Source organism: Streptomyces sp. NPDC058295 (genome assembly GCF_042880655.1).
Lineage (GTDB): Bacteria > Actinomycetota > Actinomycetes > Streptomycetales > Streptomycetaceae > Streptomyces > Streptomyces coriariae.
The window spans coordinates 120,293-140,949 of the sequence record NZ_JBHVYO010000023.1; the positions used below are offsets into that span (position 1 = coordinate 120,293).

Here is a 20,657-nt window from a genome sequence, read left to right on the forward strand (position 1 = left end):
TCGTCCTCGAACGCCGGACCGGCTGAGGAAGCACGAATGAGCCCGGCCCCGAGAAGACCCCCGTTCTTCTCGGTGCCGGGCTGGTTCGGGTGGGGCTAGTCCGTCGCGATCGCGTTCAGGACGTTCATGCGGCCCGCGCGGAACGCCGGGATCAGGGCGGCGAACAGACCCACGAAGGCGGATCCGATGAACACGCCGATGATCGTCGGCCACGGGATCTCGAGGACGTTCAGGCCCTGGAGGGCGAGGAGCTGCTGGGCGGTGGCGCCCCAGCCCATGCCCAGACCGAGGCCCAGGAGGGCGCCGAAGAGGGCGATGACGACCGACTCCATGCGGATCATGCGGCGCAGCTGGCGGCGGGAGAGACCGATCGCCCGCATCAGGCCGATCTCCCTCGTGCGCTCCACCACCGACAGCGCGAGGGTGTTCACCACGCCCAGGACGGCCACGATGATCGCGAGGGCCAGCAGGCCGTAGATCAGGTTGAGCAGCTGCCCGATCTGGTCCTTGAGCTCCTGCTTGTAGTCGGTCTGGTCGCGGACGGTGTACTGCGGGTAGTCGTGCAGCGCCGTCTTCAGGGACGTGTACGCGGCGTCCTGCTGGCCATCCTTCGCCGTGGCGAAGACCAGGTCGTCGAGCGGCAGTTTGTCGGCCGGGACGTACTTCTTGAGGGTGGAGATGGAGGTGTACATCGCGCCCTGGTCGATGACGGCGTCACTACTGGTGATCGCGCGGACCGTCAGCCGGGCCGTGGAGCCGTTCTTGAAGGCCACCGAGATCTCGGAACCGAGGGTGACCTTGTGGTCCTCGGCGAACTTCTCGTGGACGGACATCGAGTCGGGACGATAGGCGTCGGCGAGGTTGCCGGCGACGGTCTCGACACGCAGGTCGGTCGCGTAGGTCGGGTCGGCCGCCGTGATCGCCGTCTTGTCGAGCGTCTTGCCGTCCGGCGTGGTGAAGTCGGCCTGGGTCCACTTGTACTCGGTGACCCGCTCCAGGCCCGGTGTCGACTTGATGGCCTGCACCGCCTGCGGGGTCATCAGCTGACCGCCGTCGCTCTGGATGATGAAGTCCGTGCCGACGCTCTTGTCGAGCTCCTCCGTGGCGGAGGCGACCATGGAGGAGCCGACCACCGACAGACAGGCGACCAGCGCGAGGCCGATCATCAGGGCCGCGCCCGTGGCGCCGGTGCGGCGCGGGTTGCGCAGCGCGTTGCGCTCCGCCATCCGTCCGACCGGTCCGAAGGCCCGCAGCACGATCGCGCCCAGCACCCGGATCACCGCGCCCGCCAGCAGCGGGCCGATCACCACGAAGCCGATCAGACTCAGCACCACGCCCAGGCCCAGCCAGAGCGAGCCCTCTGCGGCCTTGTCGGCGGCGGAGGCGAGGTAGAGGCCGAAGCCGCCGGCGCCGGTGAGGAGCAGGCCGATGACGGCCCGTACGGCGCCCGCCTTGGCGTCGGCGGGAGCGCCGGCGTCGCGCAGCGCGGCCATCGGGGAGACCTTGCCGGCACGGCGGGCCGGAAGGTACGCCGCGAGGACCGTGACGACGACGCCGAGGACCATGCCGACCACCGGGGTCGTCCAGGCGACCGTCAGGTCGTCCGTGGACAGGTTCATGCCGGTCATGCTCATGAGCTTCATCAGCCCGATCGCGATGCCGACACCCGCGCCGACGCCGAGGAGCGAGCCGACCACCCCCAGCAGCAGGGCCTCCGCGAGAACGGACCGGTTGACCTGCTTGCGGCTGGATCCGATGGCCCGCATCAGGCCGATCTCACGGGTGCGCTGCGCGACCAGCATGGAGAAGGTGTTGATGATCAGGAAGATGCCGACGAGGAAGGCGATCCCGGCGAAACCGAGCATCGCGTACTTCATCACGTCCAGGAAGCCCCCGACGCTCTCGCGGTTGGCGTCGGCGGTCTCCTTGGCTGTCTGCACCTTGTAGTCGGCGCCGATCTCGGCCGCCACGTTCTTCTTCAGCTGCGCGTCGCTCACGCCGGACGCGGCCGTCACGTTGACGTTCGTGTAGACGTTCGACTCGCCGACCAGGGCCGCCTGGGCGGTCTTCGTGTCCAGGTAGAAGATCGCCGCGCCGGGGTTGGTGACCTGGAAGGCGGCGATGCCGGAGATCTTCGCGGAGTGCGTGCCGACCGCGGTGATCACGCCGATCCGGTCGCCGAGCTTCAGGTGATGCTTGTCGGCGGTGTCCGCGTCCACCATCACCTGGTCGGAGCCCTTGGGCGCCGCGCCGTCGGTGATCTCCATGGTGCGGGCGTCGTTGCCGTTCCAGTTGCCGACGATGGTGGGCGCGCCGCTGGTGGGCGACAGGCTGTCCTTGTCGGCGTCGACGACGGTCGCGGAGGTCGAGAAGACGGTCCCCTCCGCCGACTTCACCCCGTCCGCCTTGCGGACCGCACCGAGCACGGAGGCCGGCATGACCGGCGGCTTCCCGTTGTCGGACGTCGTCTCGCCGGTGTCGGAGGCGCCCTTCGCGCTCACCGTCACATCGGAGGAGGTGCTGGCGAAGAGCTTGTCGAAGGTGGTGTTCATCGTGTCGGTGAAGACGAGCGTCCCGCAGACGAACGCCACCGACAGCAGGACCGCCACGGCCGACAGGGCCATCCGCCCCTTGTGCGCGTAGAAGTTGCGCATCGAGGTCTTCATGACGGTCATGACGTACGCCCCCGCGCGTCGAAGTCCTTCATCCGGTCCAGGACGGTCTCGGCGGTCGGCTTGAACATCTCGTCGACGATCCGGCCGTCCGCGAGGTACAGCACCCGGTCCGCGTAGGAGGCCGCCACCGGGTCGTGCGTGACCATCACGATGGTCTGGCCCAGGTCGTCCACCGAGCGGCGCAGGAACCCCAGGACCTCGGCGCCCGCGCGCGAGTCGAGGTTTCCGGTCGGCTCGTCCCCGAAGATGATCTCCGGGCGGGCGGCGAGGGCGCGCGCCACGGCGACGCGCTGCTGCTGACCGCCGGAGAGCTGGGTGGGCCGGTGCCTGAGGCGGTCGGCGAGCCCGACGGTCTCCACGACCTGGTTCAGCCACGCCTGGTCCGGCTTGCGGCCGGCGATGTCCATCGGCAGCGTGATGTTCTCTATCGCGTTGAGCGTGGGCAGCAGGTTGAACGCCTGGAAGATGAACCCGATCCGGTCCCGGCGCAGCTTGGTGAGCTTCTTGTCCTTGAGCCCGGTGATCTCGGTCTCGTCCAGGTAGATCTGTCCGGACGAGACGGTGTCGAGACCGGCGAGGCAGTGCATCAGGGTGGACTTGCCGGACCCCGAGGGGCCCATGATCGCGGTGAACTGACCGCGGGCGATGTCCACGTCGACGTGGTCCAGGGCGACGACCCGGGTCTCACCGGACCCGTACGCCTTGACGACCTGCCGCGCCCGCGCGGCTACGGCCGTACGCCCTCCAGTGCCCCCGTGCCTGGGAATGGTCACAGCCGAAGTCACGGTAAGTCTCCTATGTCGGATGTCAGAAGCGAATGAGCGGCGCATCGGACGATCAAGGGATGGTGCGAAGCGCTACGTCGAAGAGTCTGTCGGCGGGAGGGGGTCCCTCGCGCTGGTGCTCGGGCCCGTCTTTCCGGGGGGTTAACCCCACCCCCCGGAAGTGGTGCCGGCCGCCCCCCAGCGGCGTAAAGCCAGGTTAAGGACGGGACCCCGCCCATCTCCTCCTCCGGCAGTACGAACCCTCCCCGAGCCGTAGTACGGAGGTACCCCTAGGGGCCGTCCACCTCGGGGTGGAGGGTCCTCGGGGTTGCCTCCACCCTCCGGCCCGGTCAGGCTCCACCCTCCCGCGACGCGAGGGTCAAGTGGGAAGCTGACCCCCGGCAGTTAGATGCAAGGGGCACGGGAGATACGGGGGCATCAGGTGGGGGACATCCAACCGGCGACACGCGAGGCCGCACGGCCGACCGCACCGGACCGACGGGGAGCGGTCGTCGCCGCCCTCATGCTCTCCATGGCGCTTGCCGCCCTCGACTCCACCGTGGTCTCCACGGCCGTCCCGCAGATCGTCGGCGACCTGGGCGGATTCTCCGTCTTCTCCTGGCTGTTCTCCGGCTATCTGCTCGCCGTGACGGTCACCCTGCCGGTCTACGGCAAGCTGTCCGACACCTTCGGCCGCAAGCCGGTGCTGGTCGCCGGGGCGGCCCTCTTCCTGCTCGGCTCGCTGCTGTGCGCCCTGGCCTGGAACATGGGGGCGCTGATCGCGTTCCGCATCGTGCAGGGCCTGGGCGGCGGGGCGTTGCAGGGCACGGTGCAGACGCTCGCCGCCGACCTGTATCCGCTGAAGGAGCGGCCGAAGATCCAGTCGAAGCTGTCCACGGTGTGGGCGGTCTCGGCGGTCGCGGGGCCCGGCCTGGGCGGGGTCCTCGCCGCCTACGCGGACTGGCGCTGGATCTTCCTCATCAACCTGCCCATCGGGGCCGTGGCGTTGTGGCTGATCGTCCGTCATCTGCACGAGCCGCAGCGGCAGTCGTCGCCGTCCGGACAGAAGCCGCCTCCACGCGCGCGTGGCGGGTCGCGGGTACGCGCGACGCGTGGCGCCACGCGTGCACGCGCGCGTGTCGACTGGGCGGGCGCGCTGACGGTGTTCGCGTGCGGCGGGGTGCTGCTGACCGCGCTGGTGCAGGGCGGGGTGGCGTGGCCGTGGCTGTCGGGGCCGTCCCTCGCCCTGTTCGGTGCCGGGCTGGCGCTGGCCGGGCTCGTCGTCGTCATCGAACGCCGGGCGGCGGAGCCGATCATCCCGGGCTGGGTGTGGCGCCGCCGCACGATCGCGGCGGTCAACCTCGCGCTCGGCGCGCTGGGTCTGCTGATGGTGGCCCCGACGGTCTTCCTGCCGACGTACGCCCAGTCGGTGCTGGGCCTGGGACCGGTGACCGCCGGGTTCGTCCTCTCCGTCTGGACCCTGAGCTGGCCGCTGTCCGCCGCCCTCAGCCAGCACGTCTACCGGCGCATCGGTTTCCGTGACACGGCGCTGCTCGGCATCGGCGCGGCGACGCTGATCCTGCTCGCGTTCCCGTTCCTGCCGTATCCCGGCCAGGCCTGGCAGCCGGCCCTGCTGATGCTGCTGCTCGGCGCCGCGCTGGGCCTCTTCCAGCTCCCGCTCCTGGTCGGCGTGCAGTCGACGGTGGGCTGGTCGGAACGCGGCACCACGACCGCGTCCGTGCTGTTCTGCCGTCAGACCGGGCAGACGATCGGCGCGTCGGTGTTCGGCGCGGTCGCCAACGGGGTGCTGGCGGCCCGGCTGGGCGGCGCGGGCGATCTGGACTCCGTCACCCGCGCGCTCGCCACCGAAACGGCACCCGAGGCCGTCCGTGACGCCGTCGCGAGCGCCGTGCACGCCGTCTACCTGGGCGCGGCCTGCGCGGCGGCGCTCGCCTTCCTGGTGCTGCTGTGCGTGGCGCCACGACGGTTCCCCGTACTGACGGACTGACGGGTTGGTGGGCCGAGGGACCGATCGGCTGACGGGCCGACGGGCCGACGGGCCGACCGAGCGGCTGGCCGATGGGCCGATGACCCGACCGCGCGGCCGGCCGATGACCCCACCGCGCTTCTGTGAAGATGATCGCCACAAAGGCCACAGGAGTCACACGCGTGTGGGGTTAACGCGGGTAACACACCAGGTCAGGCGGCATTTCGCGCAGTAAGCGCATACCGACCACTCAGTTCGGTGAAAACCCTTCGCAGCCGCCGTACTCCCGAGTAACGTGCGTCCCTCGCACCACCCCCCACTCCCTGCGGTCCGCCGCCACGGACCCGAGCCACGCAAGGAGCACGGGATGTCACACGACCCGTCACACCCCGGCCCGACCTACCCATGGCAGCCGCCACCCCAGCCGCCCGAGCCACCTCGGCGCCGGCCGGCCGACCACGCCCCGCTGGGGCGCCACAGCGACCTGCGGGTCCTGCGCGGCGCCTATCGCCGCCAGCGGCGGGTGGCCACACTGACCGCGCTCGGCTACTTCGTCGTCTTCCTGGTCCTGTCGGCGTACGCGCCGTCCCTGATGGCCGACAGGGTCGCCACCGGCCTCCCCGCGGGTCTGCTGCTCGCCCTGCTGCAACTCCCGGTCACCTGCCTGGCGATCGTCCTGTACGAGCGGACCGCCCGCCGCCATGTGGACCCGCTCGCGGACCGCATCCGCAAACTCTCCGAGATCGACGCGAAGCGGGACGCGCGCGGAACCCGTACCAAGGAGGCCGGACGATGACGGAGTTCAGCGACGACGCGCAGACGATGTCCCTCGTCGCGTTCACCGCGATCGCCACGATCACGCTGCTGCTGTGCGTGATGACCGGCCCCGACCGCGACGACCTCGCCGAGTTCTACACCGGCTACCGCTCCCTCTCCCCGCTGCGCAACGGCCTGGCCATCGCGGGGGACTACATCTCGGCGGCCACCGTCCTGGGCACCGGCGGGGTGATCGCGCTGTGCGGTTACGACGGTGTCGTCCTCGCCCTCAGTACGGCACTCTCCCTGATGCTGATGATGTTCCTGCTGGCCGAACCGCTGCGCAACGCGGGCCGGTTCACCATGGGCGACGCGCTGGCCCGCCGTATGCCGGGGCGGGCGGTGCGCATCACGGCGTGCGCGGTGACCCTCGCCGCGCTGTTGCCGATGATGCTCGTGCAGCTCGCCGGCACCGGTCAGCTGCTCGCCTTCATCCTGGGGTTCTCCGGCGCCTCGGTGAAGACGGGCTGTGTCGTCTGCATGGGCGTGCTGATGATCAGTTACGCGGCGATCGGCGGCATGAAGGGCACCGCCCTCATCCAGATGCTGAAGATCGTGATGCTGCTCGGCTCCGGCACGGTCATCGCGGTGCTCGTCCTGTACCGCTTCGACTGGAACCCGGGCACCCTCTTCGACGCGGCGGCCGAGGGCAGCGGGGTCGGCGACGCCTTCCTGCACTCGGGGCTGGAGTTCGCCGGCGGCCCCTTCCCCCGCGTCGACATGATCACCGCCCAGTTGTCGGTCGTCCTGGGCGGCGCCTGTCTGCCGCACATCACCATGCGCATGTACACCGCCTCCAGCGCCCGTCAGGTACGCCGGTCGATGTCCTGGGCGGTCTCCGGCGTCGCCCTGTTCGTGCTGATCATGACGGTCGTCGGCTTCGGCGCGACGGCGATCGTCGGCCGCGCGGTGATCGCACAGGCGGACCCGCAGGGCAACACCGCCTACCTGCTGGGCTCCCGGGGCGCCTTCGGCAGCGAGGTGTCCACGGCCGAGACCCTGCTCTTCACGACGGTCACGACGGCGATCTTCCTCACCGTGCTCGCCTCGGTCGCCGGCATGATCCTCGCCTGCGCCAACTCCCTCGCCCACGACGTCTTCGCGGCACGCGACCCGCACATGTCGGCGCGCCGCGAGATGCTCCTGGCCCGGCTGTCCGCGCTGGCCGTCGGCGTCCCGACGATCCTGCTCGCCGCCCAGGTCCAGCACCGCAGCCTGCAGCCCCTGGTCACCCTGTCCTTCTGCCTCGGCGCCTCGGCGCTCGCCCCCGCTCTGGTCTACAGCCTCTTCTGGCGCCGCTACACCCGGACGGGCCTCCTCGCCACCCTCATCGGCGGCACCCTGTCCGTCCTGATCCTCATGCCGGGCACCAACCTGGTCTCGGGCTCGCCCGTCTCCGCCTTCCCCGAGGCCGACTTCAACTGGTTCCCCTTCACCACCACGGGCATCGTCACCGTCCCCCTGGGCTTCGCCCTCGGTTGGCTGGGCACGGTGGTCTCGGGGCACCGCAAGGCGGAGGAGCAGCGCCGCCAGTACGAAGCGGTGGAGGGCTGGATCCTGGCGGGCGCGGGACGCAGGGAGGCATGAGCGCGCGCGGCACGGACACTCACCCGCCGACCGCCCCGCACCGGCCACCTGACGGCGGTCAGTGCAGTCGGTGCAGTTCGTGCAGTCAACGCAGTCAACGCAGTCAACGCAGTCAACGCGGACGACGCAGTCCCGCGACGAGGAGTTCCACCAGTCGAGGTGGGTCGTAGCGGGGATCATTGTCCGCACCGATGCACAGGTTGCCGACGCCTCGCATGACCTCGTAGGCCTGGAGTCCTGACCGGATCTCACCGGAGGCGGCCGCGGCGTCGAGCAGTCGGCCGCATACGGGCACGAGGCGGTCGAGGAAGTACGCGTGCAGCGTCTCGAAGCCCGCGTTGTCGGGCTGGAGCACCGCGGCGAGCCCGTGCTTGGTGACCAGGAAGTCGACGAAGAGGTCGATCCATCGCCCCAGCGCGACGTAAGGGGTCGGGCCTTCCGCCAGCAGGGCCGGACCGGCCTCGGCGCAGGCGTCGACCTGGTGCCGGTAGACGGCGATGATGAGGTCCGCCCGCGTCGGGAAGTGGCGGTAGATCGTGGCCGTCCCGACGCCGGCCCGGGCTGCGATGTCGCGCACCGGCGCCTCCACGCCCGCCGTCACGAAGATCGCGGCTGCCGCGTCGAGCAGGGTCTCCTTGTTGCGCCGGGCGTCCGCCCGCTGGGGCCGGTCCGTGTGCCCCGCGCCCCGGTCGCCGTCGTTCACCGCGCCACCTTCTCCTTCGCCTGCTTTCCCACTGCCTACTGCTTGCTCGCCCACTGCCCGCTGACCCACGGCCCGCTTGCTCATTGTCCGCTTGCTCACTGCCTGGCTCGCTTGCTGCGGACCCACCTGCCGTCCATCCGGTTGCTAAACGGGACGACGTTCCGTATGTTCAAACGGGACACGGTTCCGTTTGCTCATCATGCCAGAGCGGCGGGCCGTGACCAAGCCACGCACGCGTGGCGACACGACGCCTCATCCTCGAAGAGGAGACAACGGTCATGCAGTACCGCACCTTGGGCCGCACCGGTGTGCAGGTCAGCTCCCTCGCGCTCGGCGCGATGAACTTCGGCAGGATCGGGCGCACCGGCCAGGACGAGGCCACCGCCCTCGTCGACGCCGCCCTCGAGGCCGGGATCAACCTCGTCGACACCGCCGACATGTACAGCGACGGCGAGTCGGAGGAGATGGTCGGCAAGGCCATCGCCGGTCGGCGCGACGACATCGTGCTGGCCACGAAGGCCGGCATGCCCATGGGCGACGAGCGCAACCGGCGGGGCAGCTCGCGCCGCTGGCTCGTCACCGAGCTGGACAACAGCCTGCGCCGTCTCGGCGTCGACCACGTGGATCTATACCAGATCCACCGATGGGACCCGAGCACCGGCGACGAGGAGACGCTCTCGGCGCTGACCGACCTCCAGCGCGCCGGAAAGATCCGCCACTTCGGCTCCTCGACCTTCCCTGCCTATCGCATCGTGCAGGCCCAGTGGGCGGCCCGCGAGCACCACCTGAGCCGCTACGTCACGGAGCAGCCCAGCTACTCGATCCTCCAGCGCGGCATCGAGACCCACGTCCTGCCGGTGACCGAGGAGTACGGGCTCGGCGTCCTGGTGTGGAGCCCGCTGGCCTCGGGCTGGCTCACGGGCGCGATCCGCGAGGGCCGGCCCGTCACCACCAGCCGCTCGACGTTCATGCCGCAACGCTTCGACACCGCCGTCCCCGCCAACCGGGCCCGGCTCGACGCCGTGGAGCAACTGGCCGTGGTCGCCGACGAGGCCGGGCTGACCATGATCCAGCTCGCGCTCGGCTTCGTGACCGCGCATCCCGCCGTGACGAGCGCGCTCATCGGCCCCCGCACGCCGGACCATCTGCGCGCGCAGCTCGCCGCCGCGGACACCGTGCTCTCCGCCGATGTGCTCGACGCGATCGACGCCGTCGTCGCCCCGGGCACCGACCTCGCCGCGCACGAGAAGTTCGACACCCCGCCCGCGCTCCTCGACCCGTCGCTGCGGCGCCGCTGACCACGCGGGACGGCCTCCCCCCACCGAAGGAAGCGACCACTCCATGTCAGTCACACCCCGGCCCCGCTTCGGGATCATGACCGCCCCCATGCAGGTCGACTACCACGACGTCCTACGGGTCTGGCGCGAGGCGGACGCGATCCCGGAGATCGAGCATGCCTGGCTCTTCGACCACCTCATGCCGATCGGCGGCGACCCCGACGGACCCACCCACGAAGGCTGGACCCTGCTCTCGGCGCTCGCCGCCCGGACCCGACGGCTGCGGCTCGGCGTCATGGTGACCAGCAACCGCTTCCGGCCACCCGCGATGCTGGCCAAGATCGCCACGACCGTCGACATCGTCTCCGGCGGACGGCTCGACTTCGGCATCGGCGTCGGCTCACGCCCCGACCACCCGTCGGCCCGGCGCGAGTACGCGGCGCACGGTCTGCCCTTCCACGACACGGCGCACGCCGTGGGGAGCCTCGCCGAAGCCTGCACGGTGATCCGACGGTTGTGGACCGAGGAGAAGCCGTTCGACTTCGACGGCACCCACCACCAGCTCACCGGCGCGTTCGGCAACCCCAAGCCCGTCCAGCGCCCCCACCCGCCGATCCTCGTCGGCGGCCGCTCGGCCGCGACCCTGCGCGTGGCCGCCGAGCACGCCGACCTGTGGAACATCCCGGGCGGCGACCTCGACGACGTCGTCCGCCGCAGCGCCCTCCTGGACCGCTACTGCGCCGAGATCGGCCGCGACCCCGCCTCGATCACCCGCTCGATCCACCTGCCCGTCTCCTACGACCGGCCCGGCGCCACCCGGGACGCGGTCGGCGCCGCGATCGGCGCCGGCTTCCGGCACATCGTTCTCGGACTGCCGACGCCCTATCCCGCCGACGCCGCACGGTGGGTCGCCGACGAGATCGTCAGCCCCTCGTCGTAGACACCGATCGTCCGCGCGACCGACAGATACGGTCGGGTTCCATCAGGTCCTGACCCGGCCAGTTCCCGGTCCCTGCAGTCCCGTCAGGTCCCGGTCCCAGCAGTCCTAGTCGACCGTGCGGCCGGTGAGTGCGCTCAGGCTGTTGCGTACGTGGTCCATGTGCGCCTGCACGTCGTCCCGGCGTTCGTCGTGCTCCCGCAGCAGCCGCTCCGTCTCGTGGACGACGCGCTCCTCCCGGGCGCGCGCCTCGGCGAGAAGCTCGGCGGCACGCGCGTGTGCCTCCTCCTGGCAGCGGCGGGCCGACTCCTCGGCCTCCGCGAACGCCTGCTCGGCCTCGGACAGCGCCGCCTCGGCGCGGGCCACCGCCCGATCGTGTCGCGCGTCGAGGGCGGCGACCCGCTCGGCCTCCTCGCGCTCCGCCGCGGCCCATCGCTCGGCCTGCTCCTTCTCCTGTTCGGCGAGCATGCCGGCGGTGCGCTGCCGCACCTCGCGCAGGGCGGCCAGGGCCTCGCCTCGATACTCCTTGACCTCGCGCCGGGTGCCGATGCGGAGCTCGTCGGCCTCGGCGCGGGCCGCGAGCAACCGCTGGCGGGCGCGTTCCTCGGCCTCCGCGCGGAGCGCGTCCGCCTCCTCCTGGGCCGCGCGGCGCACATCGAGGGCGCACGTCTCGACGTAGGCGAGGTGCTCACGCGCTTCACTCCGCGCGTTGTCGCGGACCGCCGCCGCCTCTTCCTGTCCGAGCTGGAGGATGCGCCGTGCGCGCTCCCCGAGGGAGTCGTACGTCTGCGGCGCGAGCCGGGTCACCACCTCGCGCAACTGCTTGGCCTCCTCCTCCATCTCCCTGGCGAGCACCGTGAGCCGGGCGGCCCGTTCCCACGCGGCGTCCCGGCCGGCGCAGAGGGCGGCGGTGTACGCCTCGACCTGTTCCGGTCGGTAGCCGCGGCCGCGAACGGTCACGAACCCCGGCGGTGACATCGCTGCGCTGCTCATCCTGTAACCCCTCGTCACCCGACGGACACGACATGATGATTTCGCGCATATCTTGATGGATCGGGCGCAAGTGTTCATAACGCGACACTCCGCGCACGGGCCACGGCCAGCCTTGAACACAAAGGGGCCGGACCCGATCATCCGACCGGGTCCGGCCCCTTTCCGTCCTACGCGTCCTTACCAGGCGCGGCGACCGTTCGTCACAGCAGCCCGTCCCACATCTGTTCCAGCAGCACCGACCACCAGCTCTCGGGCGAACCGAGCGCCGCCGGGTCGAGCGAGGCCAACTGGGCCTGGAAGTCGACGGTCCAGCGACCCGCCTGCTCCTGGTTCAGACCGAACCGCAGCCGCCACATCCGCCCGAGCAGCGCCAGACAGCGAGCGAACTCCGGCAGCCCGGAGTTCACGAACTGCGGCGGTACGGGCGCACCGCCCGGCCCCGCCTCCACCGGCACGGCGACGATGTTCGCCGTGCCGTACTGCACACAGATCGCCTTGCCGAAGTCGGTGCCCATGACGAGGTACGAGCCCGCGTCCGACGCCGGCTGCACACCCCGTTCGGCCGCCAGCTCCGCCAGGGTCGGCACCGGCCTGCCCGGCTGGGCCTGCGCCCAGAAGAACGGCCCCATGTCGGCCGGCAGACCCGCCACCACCAGGGTGTGCGCCACGACCGGCGGCACGCCCTGCCGGGACACCGCGGCCTGCTCGAAGCGGAACACCGCCGGCCCGAACACCGCCGCCAGCTCCTGCCCGATCGCCTCCGGCGGCAACGGCGGCGCGGCCTGCACCGGCGGCAACGGCGCGCGAACGGGCGCCGGACGCGCCGGCCCGTCCGCCACCTGGTGCAACTCGCCCTGGTGCGCCAGCAGTTGCTGCATGCCCTGCTGCCGGCTCGCGTGATCCGTGCCGTACGGCGCGATGCTCGTGATCCGGGCCTGCGGCCACTGTTCGCGCATCATCCGCGCGCAGTAGGCGCCCGGCAGCTCGCACGACTCCAGCTCCGTGTGCAGCTCCAGCACCTGGTCCGGCGGCACGTTCATCGCCCGCAGCTCGTGGAAGATCTGCCACTCCGGGTGCGGGGTCCCCGGCGCCGAACGCCGGATCAGCTGCTGCTCCGAGCCGTCCTGCGCGCGGAAGCGCAGCACGGCCTGATAACCCGGTCCGACCGTCGGCAGGCCCTGCTGCTGCGGATACCCGTACGCGGGCGGCTGCCCCGGCGCCTGCCCGCCCGGCGGCATCGGGGGCCGGGGAGCGCCGGGAGCCATACCGGGAGCGGGTGCCATGCCCGGGGCACCCGGGAAACCGGGCGCCGCGGGAGCACCGGGAGCACCCGGGAAACCGGGGCCACCGGGAGCCTGCGGCGGCAAAGGCGCTCCGGGGCCACCCGCCTGGGGCCCGGCCAACATGGTCTGCGCATGGTGGACGACACCGGGCGTACCGGGCGCACCGGGGGCGCCCGGAGCGGCCTGCGCGCCGGGCATACCCGGAGCACCGGGCGCGCCAGGCGCATGCGGGGCACCCGGGGCGCCGGGCGGCTGCGGCGCGCCCGGTCCCATCCGACCGGGGTCGGCAAGCATCGTCGCGGCGTGGTGAACGCCACCGGGAGGCGTACCCCCGGGCGGGTTCGGCCCTGCGGGCGCGCTCGGCCCACCGGGCACACCAGGCGCACCGGGAGGCTGGGGCGCACCCCCCGCACCCTGGCCCGTACCCGGACCACCCGGACCACCCGGACCGGCGGACCCGTCCGGGCCCAGGGACGACACGAGCTGGGTGGGCACATAGCCGCCCGCCGGGGTACCGGGCGCACCCGGGCCGGAAGGCGGAGGCGGAGGCGTGTTCCCCGGTCGCGCGCCCGGCGTTCCCGGCGCACTCGGCGGAGGCGGCGGCTGCGCCCCTCCACCACGCTGACGACGCGGAGGCGGCGCCGCCTTGCTGGTCGCGGCGTCCGCGATGTCACCGGCGTTCGGGGCGAGCGACCGCGCGGGCGTACCCGGACCGGCCGGAGGCGGCGTACCCGGAGCGGCCGCCGAAGACGAAGACGGCGACGAACCCGGGGAAGAACCCGGGGACGAGGACGGAACCCCGGGGCCACCCGGCGCGCCCGCGCCCGGCCCCTGCGGGTAGCCGTACGACGAACCGGCCGGACCGGCCGGCGGAGTCGGCGGGGCAGGCGGAGTCGGGGATGTCGGGGATGTCGGGGAGGCCGGTGTGTTCCCGGCCGTACCCGCGCCACCCGGCCCCGTGCCGGCCGCCCCCGGAGCGTCGAGCGCAGGGGCGACCGCCGTCCGCGGAAGCCCGCTGCCGCCCGACATCAGTGCCGTCTTGGCGTCCGGCGCGGACGTCGGCGGCAACGCCTCGTCGTCGGAGCCGCTCAGCGGCGGCGCGAACACGGTCGCGGGCAGCGAAACGGAACGGTCGTCACCGGCGTCGGCGTTGGTGTCCGTCCCCGCCCACGGGGTCGCCCCGGCGGGAGCGGCAGGCGCCGACGACCCACCGGAGCCCGGACCCGCGGGCACCCCCGCCTGTGTCTCGGGCAGCGCGCTCCCCGACACCCCGCCCTGGGTCCGGGGAAGCGAGGGGTCACCGCCCGAACCGGAACCCACACCCACACCCGCACCCGCACCCGCAGGTGAGCCAGAGCCCGGCGCCGAAGCAGCCTCGCCGTTCCCGGAGCCGGCCGCGGAACCGTTCCCGGAACCGGAACCGGAACCGGCCTCTCGCCGATCCGCGATCCCCAGCTTGTCCGCCGCCTCCTGCAGCCACTCCGGCGGCGACAACAAGAACGACGTCTGATTCAGATCCACCCGTGCCGCGGGGGCCGGCACCGCGTCGGCGGGGGCGTCCGTACGGCCGTACTCCTCCTCGTACCGGCGGATCACCTCGCCCACCGGCGCCGAGGGCCACAGCGTGGCCTCCCCGCTGTCCCGGGCGATCACCAGCCGCTGCGCGCCGCCGTCCGAACGCGGTCCCTCCGCGCGGTCCTCGGCCCACACCACGAACCCGAGCTCGAACTCCCGTACCCGCACCTCACGGTGCTGGTACGCCGGCACATCCCCGTTGATCCACTCTTCGGCGCGCTCCTGCGCCTGCGCGAACGTCACCATCGTCCAGCTCACTCCCCCACCGAAGAGGCGGCGGCCGCCGGCACCGCGCGCGCGAACCCGCCGTCCACCATCAGATTGGCCACCGTCTCCAACTCCGGCGGATTACCGGCCAGCCTCGACAGGAAGACGTCGAAGTCCTCACCGCACGGCAGCAGCAGCCGCTCCATGCGCTCCGCAGGCGACCACGCCGGATCGACGTCCCGGATGTCGTCGTACGCGCAGAACCACACCGAACCGGCCCGCTCGCCCCGTACCTTCACGGCGAGCAACCCGCCCTGCACGAACGCGACGCCCAGGTAATCCTTCGTCAGATGGTCACGCAGACACTTGTTCACGTACACGAGGTCGTTGACCGCCGCCTCGTCGCGCACGGTGAAGAACGGCTGGTCGACCAGGAGCCCCAGCTCCGCGTCCAGGGCCGCGCCCACCGGTGCACAACCACCGGCCGCCTTCACGAACGACCGGTACGCGCCCGGCAGCCGGTACCCCAGGTCCTCCTCGACCCCCTGGACCTGCGCTTCCGTCACCGCCACGCCCGACTTCGGCAGCCCGAAGTGCACCGGACGCGTCTCCTGAAGGGGCCGCGTCCCACGCTTCGCCTGGTCCACGACCGCCGACGACACCCCGCCGTGATGCCGCAGCAGCGCCTTCACCTCGACCGGCACCAGTTCCAGCCGCCGCGAACCCACGACGTGGTGCCACGTCCAGCCGTGCGGTGTCGCCACGCTCGGCACCGTGTCCCACAGCTCGTGCCCCGACGCCGCCAGCACCGCGTTCGCCGACACGTAGTCCGTCAGCCGCAGCTCGTCCACGCCGAAGCCCTCCGGCGGATCCGCGATCTCCGCCGCCGCCCGCGCATACGGCGAGAAGTCGGGGTAGCCCCGCTCGTCCATCCGAACGCCTCTCGGGTGCCGTGCCGCCCGGACCGGATCCGGGAAATGCACGACCTGCCCGGCATAGGCCGCGTTCGGCGGCGCGGCTTGCTGCCCGAGCCGACCTGTCGTCATGGCGGTTGCCCCCTGCGGCACTCTGTACGGCCCGCAGCGGCCGGTTCCGCTTCCGGACCCACCCACCACGCCCCGTATCGACTGTCTCCAACAATCTCCAACGCGCGTCAACCGCGCGCCGACGGTGCCGACAGCCTATGCGGTACGACGACGGCGGTCACCGGCCCTCCGCTTCCGTGACCAGCCGTCACCCCGCCGTGACAGCCCGCCCAAACCCGGGCGTGTCGAACCGCCCCAGCTTCCCCACCCGCCACGCCATTTGGCACTCTGTGACGTCCGGGGGATGCACGGGAGGGGAAAACGATCATGAACGCGACGCAGACGGGGTCACACACCGGCAGGTCGGACGACCTGTACTCCGCCCACACGGCCGCCCACGGCACCGGTCCGGCCGGTGACCCGCGCACCGGTCCGTCCGGCGATCCCCGCATCGGCTGGTCCGCCACCGAGGCCGCGCACGCGCCCGTCCTGCGCCACCGCCGGGACGGCATACTCCCCACCGTCGCCGCCGCCCTCTCCGTCCGCGGCGCCACCCTCACCGGCACCGCCGCCCGCGCCGACCAGCCGCCGCCCCTGCACCCGCTCGTCCAGGACTTCCTCGACACCCTCACCAGCACCCAACGCGACCGCTTCACCGGACGCTGCGCCGAGGTGCTCCTCATCTCGCGGCACATCACCGCCGCCGACGCCGCCCGCAGCAGGCGCGCCGCGCGTCGTCCCATGACCAACGGCGAAGCGCGCAAGGCCCTCAGACAGGCCAAGCTCACCACCCGCCGCATCCGCGAGGACGGCGACCCGCTGCACGGCAGCTTCGCCGCACCCTGCCGCGCCTGCACCGCGCTCAGCGCCCACTTCGGCGTCCGCATCGTCGCCCCGTCGACCGCGGGCGACTGAACCGCCCCCTACCGCCACCCTCCGCGCAGGACGACACCACGGCCCCACCGGGCCACGCACCACCAGCTCGACGAACGAAGGGCCGATGCACCCCGACCGCACTTCCACCACACGCTTCCCCGTCCCCGTGGACGCCGCGCTGCGCGCCGCCGGCTGGCAACCCGGACGCTGGGACATCAAGCAGGCCGAGATCTGGGCCGACACCCTCCGCGAATACACCTCACCCGCCGGCCACCGGCATGCCGTCTTCCCCGCCGCCGTCGAGGCCTGGGCCGAGTTCGGCGGCCTGACCATCGCCCCCACCGGCCCCGGCCGCCAGGTCGCGCCCACCACCGTCCACATCGACCCCCTGCACGGCCTCCACCTCGCCCGCACCCTCGCCGACCTCGGCCGCGCCCTCGACACCGACGTCGCGCCCCTCGGCACCGAGACCGACACCCAGGGCATCCTCGCCATCGACGCCGAAGGCCGCGTCTACGCCCTCGACCACACCGGTGACTGGTACCTCGGCCCCGACATCGACCAGGCCCTCGGCGCCCTCGCCGCCGGCGTCGAACCCGTCCGTCTCACCGCCGGCTGACCGGCCGACGCGGGCACCGGAGGGCTAGGACGCCGGTATCACCGCCGACACCCGGAAACCCCCCGCCTCCGTCGGCCCCGACACGAACACCCCGCCCAGCGCCATCACCCGCTCCTTCATCCCCACCAACCCGTTGCCCCCCGACGGGAACCCCGCCGACAGCGCCGACACCTCGGGCGGCGGCCCGTTCTCCACCTGCATCGCGATCTCCCCCTCCCGGTGCGCCAGGCGCACATGCGTCTTGGCGCCCGCCGCGTGCTTGTGGACGTTCGTCAGGGCCTCCTGCACCACCCGGTACGCCGTCTGCTCCACCTCCGGCGCATACGCCCGCGCCTCCCCCTCCACCAGCAGCTCCACGACCATCCCCGCGGCCGCCGACTGCCCCACCAGCTCGTCGAGCTCGGACAGACAGGGCCCCTCGCCCTCCTCCACCACCACCGCGGCGGCCACCCCCACCGCCACCACCGGCACCGACGCCGCCCGCTCTCCCGGACCACCGCTGCGCAGCACTCCGAGCATCTCCCGCAACTCGGTCAACGCCTGCCGCCCCATGTCACCCACGAGCACCGCGTTGCGCACCGCCTTCTCGGGGTCCTTGCGGGCGACGGCCTGCAACGCGGCCGCGTGGACGACCATCAGACTCACGCGATGCGCGACCACGTCGTGCATCTCGCGCGCGATCCGGGTCCGTTCCTCGCCGCGCGCCCACTCCGCCCGCTCCTCCGCCCGCTCCGCGAGCAGCTGCAACTCCCGCTCGAGGCTGTCCGCCCGCTCCCGCAGGCTCTCCATGAGCCGCCGCCGAGCGCCGACATACATCCCCAGCAGCAGCGGCGGTGCGGTGAGCCCCAGCGAGGTCGTGATGGCGGCGAACGGGATGAACCAGTCGCCGATGGTCAGCCGGCCCTGGTCCATGCTCTGCCGCACGCGCACGAACGTCACGATCAACGTCCCCACCAGCTGCATCCCCGCGAGCGAGGCGATGATCCGGCGGGGCAGCTCGGAGGCGGCGAGGGTGTACAGCCCCACGATGCCCATCAGGTACCCCATCTGAGCCGGGGTGATGGCGATCGACACCAGCACCACCGCGATGGGCCACTTCCGCCGCACCACCAGAACGGACCCGGCGAGCAGACCGAACACCACCCCCGCCGCCGCCGGGATCCCCGCGTCCCGCGCGAACGGGATCCCCTCCACCGCGCACTCCACGGCGGACACGAGCCCCAGGCTCCAGTCGAACGCCGCACTCCGCCATCTGGCCCACCACCACGGCCCTCCCAGGGCCGCCGTGTCCTCTTCCCCCGTCGTGGTCATGCCTCCAGCCTACGGGCGCGGCCCCCGGCTTTTCCGGCGACTTTCCCCGACCGGTCCCCACCACACCCCATAACCGAACAGCATCGAAACCCACTGGTATCCCTCGAACTGCCGAAGCACGCCTGTTCGATCCCGGAACCGGTCATTCCGCCCCGGGCTCCGTCACGCCGGACGCACCTCCGCCACCTCCGCCGGGGGCCGGCCCGCCCGCCCTCGGGTGATCATGGTCCGGAGCACCGTCCAACACCGTCGCGTCGAGGGCGGATAGTGCGGCATAGTAGGAGGCGCCACACGACAGCCGGACCAAATGTCCGGTTAAGTCAACCTTGTTCCCCTGTGGTGTAATTGGCAGCACTGTGGCTTTTGGTGCCATATGTCCGGGTTCGAGTCCTGGCGGGGGAGCCATAGCAGTTCCGGGCCCTGACAGCACGGTCAGGGCCCGCTCTCATGTCCCCAAAGAAACGCCCCGGTATCCTTCGGATGTCCCACCCCACTCCACAGCCGAAGGGCAACTTCCGTGAGCGCCATTCGCCCGGCAGCCGTCGTCGTTCTCGCAGCGGGTGAGGGCACCCGTATGAAGTCCGCCATACCGAAGGTCCTGCACGAGATCAGCGGCCGCTCCCTCGTGGGTCATGTGCTGGCCGCGGCCCGTGAGCTGGACCCCGAGAACCTGGTCGTCGTCGTCGGACACGCACGGGAGAAGGTCACGGCGCATCTCGCCGAGGTTGACGCCGGTGTACGCACCGCCGTGCAGGAGGAGCAGAACGGCACCGGGCACGCCGTCCGGATGGGGCTCGAGCAGCTCGGCGGCGACGTCGACGGCACCGTGGTCGTCGTCTGCGGCGACACCCCGCTGCTGACCGGCGCGACCCTCGCGGCCCTCGCCGCCACCCACCACGCCGACGGGAACGCCGTCACCGTCCTCACCGCCGAGGTGCCGGACGCGACCGGCTACGGGCGGATCGTCCGGGACGGCGCCTCCGGCACCGTCACCGCGATCGTCGAGCACAAGGACGCGAACGACGCGGTGCGCGCGATCCGTGAGATCAACTCCGGGGTCTTCGCGTTCGACGGGCCGCTGCTGGCCGACGCGCTGAAGAAGGTCCGCACGGACAACAGCCAGGGCGAGGAGTACCTGACCGATGTCCTCGGGATCCTCCGGGAGGCCGGTCACCGGGTCGGCGCGTCCGTCGCCGCCGACCACCGGGAGATCGCCGGCATCAACAACCGGGTGCAGCTCAGCGAGGCCCGCCGCATTCTCAACGACCGGCTGCTGACCGCCGCGATGCTGTCCGGCGTGACCGTCGTCGACCCGGCGACGACCTGGATCGACGTCACCGTCACCTTCGAGCGGGACGCCGTCGTCCTCCCCGGTACGCAGCTGCACGGCAGCACGCACCTCGCGGAGGGCGCCGAGGTCGGCCCCAACTGCCGGCTCAAGGACACCCAGGTCGGCGCGGGGGCCCGGGTCGACAACACCGTGTCCGACAGCGCCCGCATCGGTCCGGGTGCCTCCGTGGGACCGTTCGCCTACCTCCGTCCCGGCACCCGCCTCGGGGCGAAGGGCAAGATCGGCACGTACGTCGAGACCAAGAACGCCTCCATCGGCGAGGGGACGAAGATCCCGCACCTCTCCTACGTCGGTGACGCGACGATCGGGGAGTACACCAACATCGGCGCGGCGAGCGTGTTCGTGAACTACGACGGACAGGACAAGCACCACACCACCGTCGGGTCGCACTGCCGTACGGGTTCGGACAACATGTTTGTGGCTCCTGTCACGGTCGGGGACGGCTCGTACACCGCCGCCGGGTCCGTGATCACGAAGGACGTGCCGCCCGGTTCGCTGGCCGTGGCCCGTGGTCAGCAGCGGAATATCGAGGGTTGGGTGGCCCGCAAGCGCCCCGGCAGCGCGGCGGCGAAGGCGGCCGAGACGGCCTCCCGCCAGGCCGAAAGCGAAAGCTGACCGGAAACAGGCACGTCGGACACGGCGTACCGTGATAAGTGCACACCCGCACCCCA

General features: G+C 71.9%; 15 protein-coding genes and 1 tRNA gene. 9 read left to right on the forward strand and 7 right to left on the reverse strand.

What is annotated here, in order from left to right; genetic code table 11:
* Nucleotides 1–95: 95 nt before the first annotated feature.
* Together ACFVYS_RS24680 and ACFVYS_RS24685 are read right to left on the reverse strand one after the other, a co-directional pair.
* On the reverse strand, nt 96–2,675 hold the full coding sequence (locus tag ACFVYS_RS24680) for an ABC transporter permease (protein ID WP_389505239.1): 2,580 nt from the start codon (nt 2,673–2,675) through the stop codon (nt 96–98).
* The gene (locus ACFVYS_RS24685) at nt 2,672–3,460 is read right to left on the reverse strand and encodes an ABC transporter ATP-binding protein (protein ID WP_389505241.1); all 789 of its coding nucleotides are present in this window, start codon (nt 3,458–3,460) and stop codon (nt 2,672–2,674) included. Before ACFVYS_RS24685 ends, ACFVYS_RS24680 begins: the two co-directional genes overlap by 4 nt.
* 421 nt (nt 3,461–3,881) lie before the next feature.
* Between ACFVYS_RS24685 and ACFVYS_RS24690 the strand changes: the two genes are divergently transcribed.
* From ACFVYS_RS24690 to ACFVYS_RS24700, 3 genes are all read left to right on the forward strand, one after another.
* The gene (locus tag ACFVYS_RS24690; protein WP_389505243.1) at nt 3,882–5,447 is read left to right on the forward strand and encodes an MFS transporter; all 1,566 of its coding nucleotides are present in this window, start codon (nt 3,882–3,884) and stop codon (nt 5,445–5,447) included.
* 346 nt (nt 5,448–5,793) lie between these two features.
* The gene (locus ACFVYS_RS24695; RefSeq protein ID WP_389505245.1) at nt 5,794–6,222 is read left to right on the forward strand and encodes a DUF485 domain-containing protein; all 429 of its coding nucleotides are present in this window, start codon (nt 5,794–5,796) and stop codon (nt 6,220–6,222) included.
* Nucleotides 6,219–7,829: a cation acetate symporter gene (locus tag ACFVYS_RS24700; protein ID WP_389505247.1), complete on the forward strand. Its 1,611-nt coding sequence runs from the start codon at nt 6,219–6,221 to the stop codon at nt 7,827–7,829. The genes ACFVYS_RS24695 and ACFVYS_RS24700 overlap by 4 nt, the downstream gene beginning before the upstream one ends.
* 112 nt (nt 7,830–7,941) lie before the next feature.
* Here the strand turns inward: ACFVYS_RS24700 and ACFVYS_RS24705 are convergent, their stop codons facing one another.
* Nucleotides 7,942–8,532 (reverse strand): TetR/AcrR family transcriptional regulator, encoded by a 591-nt coding sequence (locus tag ACFVYS_RS24705; RefSeq protein ID WP_389505248.1) that lies wholly within the window; start codon nt 8,530–8,532, stop codon nt 7,942–7,944.
* Nucleotides 8,533–8,810: 278 nt separating this feature from the next.
* On the opposite strand from ACFVYS_RS24705, the gene ACFVYS_RS24710 reads away from it, so the two are divergent.
* Together ACFVYS_RS24710 and ACFVYS_RS24715 are read left to right on the forward strand one after the other, a co-directional pair.
* On the forward strand, nt 8,811–9,830 hold the full coding sequence (locus ACFVYS_RS24710; RefSeq protein WP_389505250.1) for an aldo/keto reductase: 1,020 nt from the start codon (nt 8,811–8,813) through the stop codon (nt 9,828–9,830).
* A 43-nt stretch (nt 9,831–9,873) separates the two neighbouring features.
* Nucleotides 9,874–10,749: an LLM class flavin-dependent oxidoreductase gene (locus tag ACFVYS_RS24715; protein ID WP_389505252.1), complete on the forward strand. Its 876-nt coding sequence runs from the start codon at nt 9,874–9,876 to the stop codon at nt 10,747–10,749.
* A gap of 105 nt (nt 10,750–10,854) precedes the next feature.
* Here ACFVYS_RS24715 and ACFVYS_RS24720 read toward each other — a convergent pair whose 3' ends face one another.
* The 3 genes from ACFVYS_RS24720 to ACFVYS_RS24730 all read right to left on the reverse strand — a co-directional run bounded on the left by ACFVYS_RS24720 (nt 10,855) and on the right by ACFVYS_RS24730 (nt 15,850).
* Complete coding sequence (locus ACFVYS_RS24720; RefSeq protein WP_389505254.1) at nt 10,855–11,739, reverse strand: cellulose-binding protein; 885 nt, start codon at nt 11,737–11,739, stop codon at nt 10,855–10,857.
* Between the two features lie 200 nt (nt 11,740–11,939).
* On the reverse strand, nt 11,940–14,843 hold the full coding sequence (locus tag ACFVYS_RS24725; RefSeq protein ID WP_389505283.1) for an SUKH-4 family immunity protein: 2,904 nt from the start codon (nt 14,841–14,843) through the stop codon (nt 11,940–11,942).
* A gap of 8 nt (nt 14,844–14,851) precedes the next feature.
* Entirely contained in the window at nt 14,852–15,850 is a 999-nt protein-coding gene (locus ACFVYS_RS24730) for an SMI1/KNR4 family protein (RefSeq protein WP_389505256.1), read from the reverse strand.
* 306 nt (nt 15,851–16,156) lie between these two features.
* Here ACFVYS_RS24730 and ACFVYS_RS24735 point away from each other — a divergent pair, with 306 nt between their 5' ends.
* Together ACFVYS_RS24735 and ACFVYS_RS24740 are read left to right on the forward strand one after the other, a co-directional pair.
* Nucleotides 16,157–16,744 carry a YwqJ-related putative deaminase gene (locus ACFVYS_RS24735; RefSeq protein ID WP_389505258.1) on the forward strand — a complete coding sequence of 196 codons (588 nt, stop codon included), beginning with the start codon at nt 16,157–16,159 and terminating at the stop codon, nt 16,742–16,744.
* 85 nt (nt 16,745–16,829) lie between these two features.
* A complete protein-coding gene (locus tag ACFVYS_RS24740) occupies nt 16,830–17,324 on the forward strand; it encodes an SUKH-3 domain-containing protein (RefSeq protein ID WP_389505260.1) in 495 nt (164 codons plus the stop codon).
* Between the two features lie 24 nt (nt 17,325–17,348).
* Here the strand turns inward: ACFVYS_RS24740 and ACFVYS_RS24745 are convergent, their stop codons facing one another.
* Nucleotides 17,349–18,635 carry a sensor histidine kinase gene (locus ACFVYS_RS24745; RefSeq protein WP_389505262.1) on the reverse strand — a complete coding sequence of 429 codons (1,287 nt, stop codon included), beginning with the start codon at nt 18,633–18,635 and terminating at the stop codon, nt 17,349–17,351.
* A 330-nt stretch (nt 18,636–18,965) separates the two neighbouring features.
* Between ACFVYS_RS24745 and ACFVYS_RS24750 the strand changes: the two genes are divergently transcribed.
* A tRNA-Gln gene (locus ACFVYS_RS24750) sits at nt 18,966–19,040 on the forward strand.
* Between the two features lie 112 nt (nt 19,041–19,152).
* Nucleotides 19,153–20,601 (forward strand): bifunctional UDP-N-acetylglucosamine diphosphorylase/glucosamine-1-phosphate N-acetyltransferase GlmU, encoded by a 1,449-nt coding sequence (gene glmU, locus ACFVYS_RS24755; RefSeq protein ID WP_389505264.1) that lies wholly within the window; start codon nt 19,153–19,155, stop codon nt 20,599–20,601.
* Nucleotides 20,602–20,657: the final 56 nt, after the last annotated feature.

What these genes read in the sequence shown, in the direction of transcription:
- ACFVYS_RS24680 (WP_389505239.1), bottom strand. Translation starts at nt 2,675, where the DNA reads ATGACCGTCATGAAGACCTCGATGCGCAACTTCTACGCGCACAAGGGG.
- ACFVYS_RS24695 (WP_389505245.1), top strand. Translation starts at nt 5,794, where the DNA reads ATGTCACACGACCCGTCACACCCCGGCCCGACCTACCCATGGCAGCCG.
- ACFVYS_RS24700 (WP_389505247.1), top strand. Translation starts at nt 6,219, where the DNA reads ATGACGGAGTTCAGCGACGACGCGCAGACGATGTCCCTCGTCGCGTTC.
- ACFVYS_RS24710 (WP_389505250.1), top strand. Translation starts at nt 8,811, where the DNA reads ATGCAGTACCGCACCTTGGGCCGCACCGGTGTGCAGGTCAGCTCCCTC.
- ACFVYS_RS24715 (WP_389505252.1), top strand. Translation starts at nt 9,874, where the DNA reads ATGTCAGTCACACCCCGGCCCCGCTTCGGGATCATGACCGCCCCCATG.
- ACFVYS_RS24720 (WP_389505254.1), bottom strand. Translation starts at nt 11,739, where the DNA reads ATGAGCAGCGCAGCGATGTCACCGCCGGGGTTCGTGACCGTTCGCGGC.
- ACFVYS_RS24725 (WP_389505283.1), bottom strand. Translation starts at nt 14,843, where the DNA reads ATGGTGACGTTCGCGCAGGCGCAGGAGCGCGCCGAAGAGTGGATCAAC.
- ACFVYS_RS24730 (WP_389505256.1), bottom strand. Translation starts at nt 15,850, where the DNA reads ATGACGACAGGTCGGCTCGGGCAGCAAGCCGCGCCGCCGAACGCGGCC.
- ACFVYS_RS24735 (WP_389505258.1), top strand. Translation starts at nt 16,157, where the DNA reads ATGAACGCGACGCAGACGGGGTCACACACCGGCAGGTCGGACGACCTG.
- ACFVYS_RS24740 (WP_389505260.1), top strand. Translation starts at nt 16,830, where the DNA reads ATGCACCCCGACCGCACTTCCACCACACGCTTCCCCGTCCCCGTGGAC.
- ACFVYS_RS24745 (WP_389505262.1), bottom strand. Translation starts at nt 18,635, where the DNA reads ATGACCACGACGGGGGAAGAGGACACGGCGGCCCTGGGAGGGCCGTGG.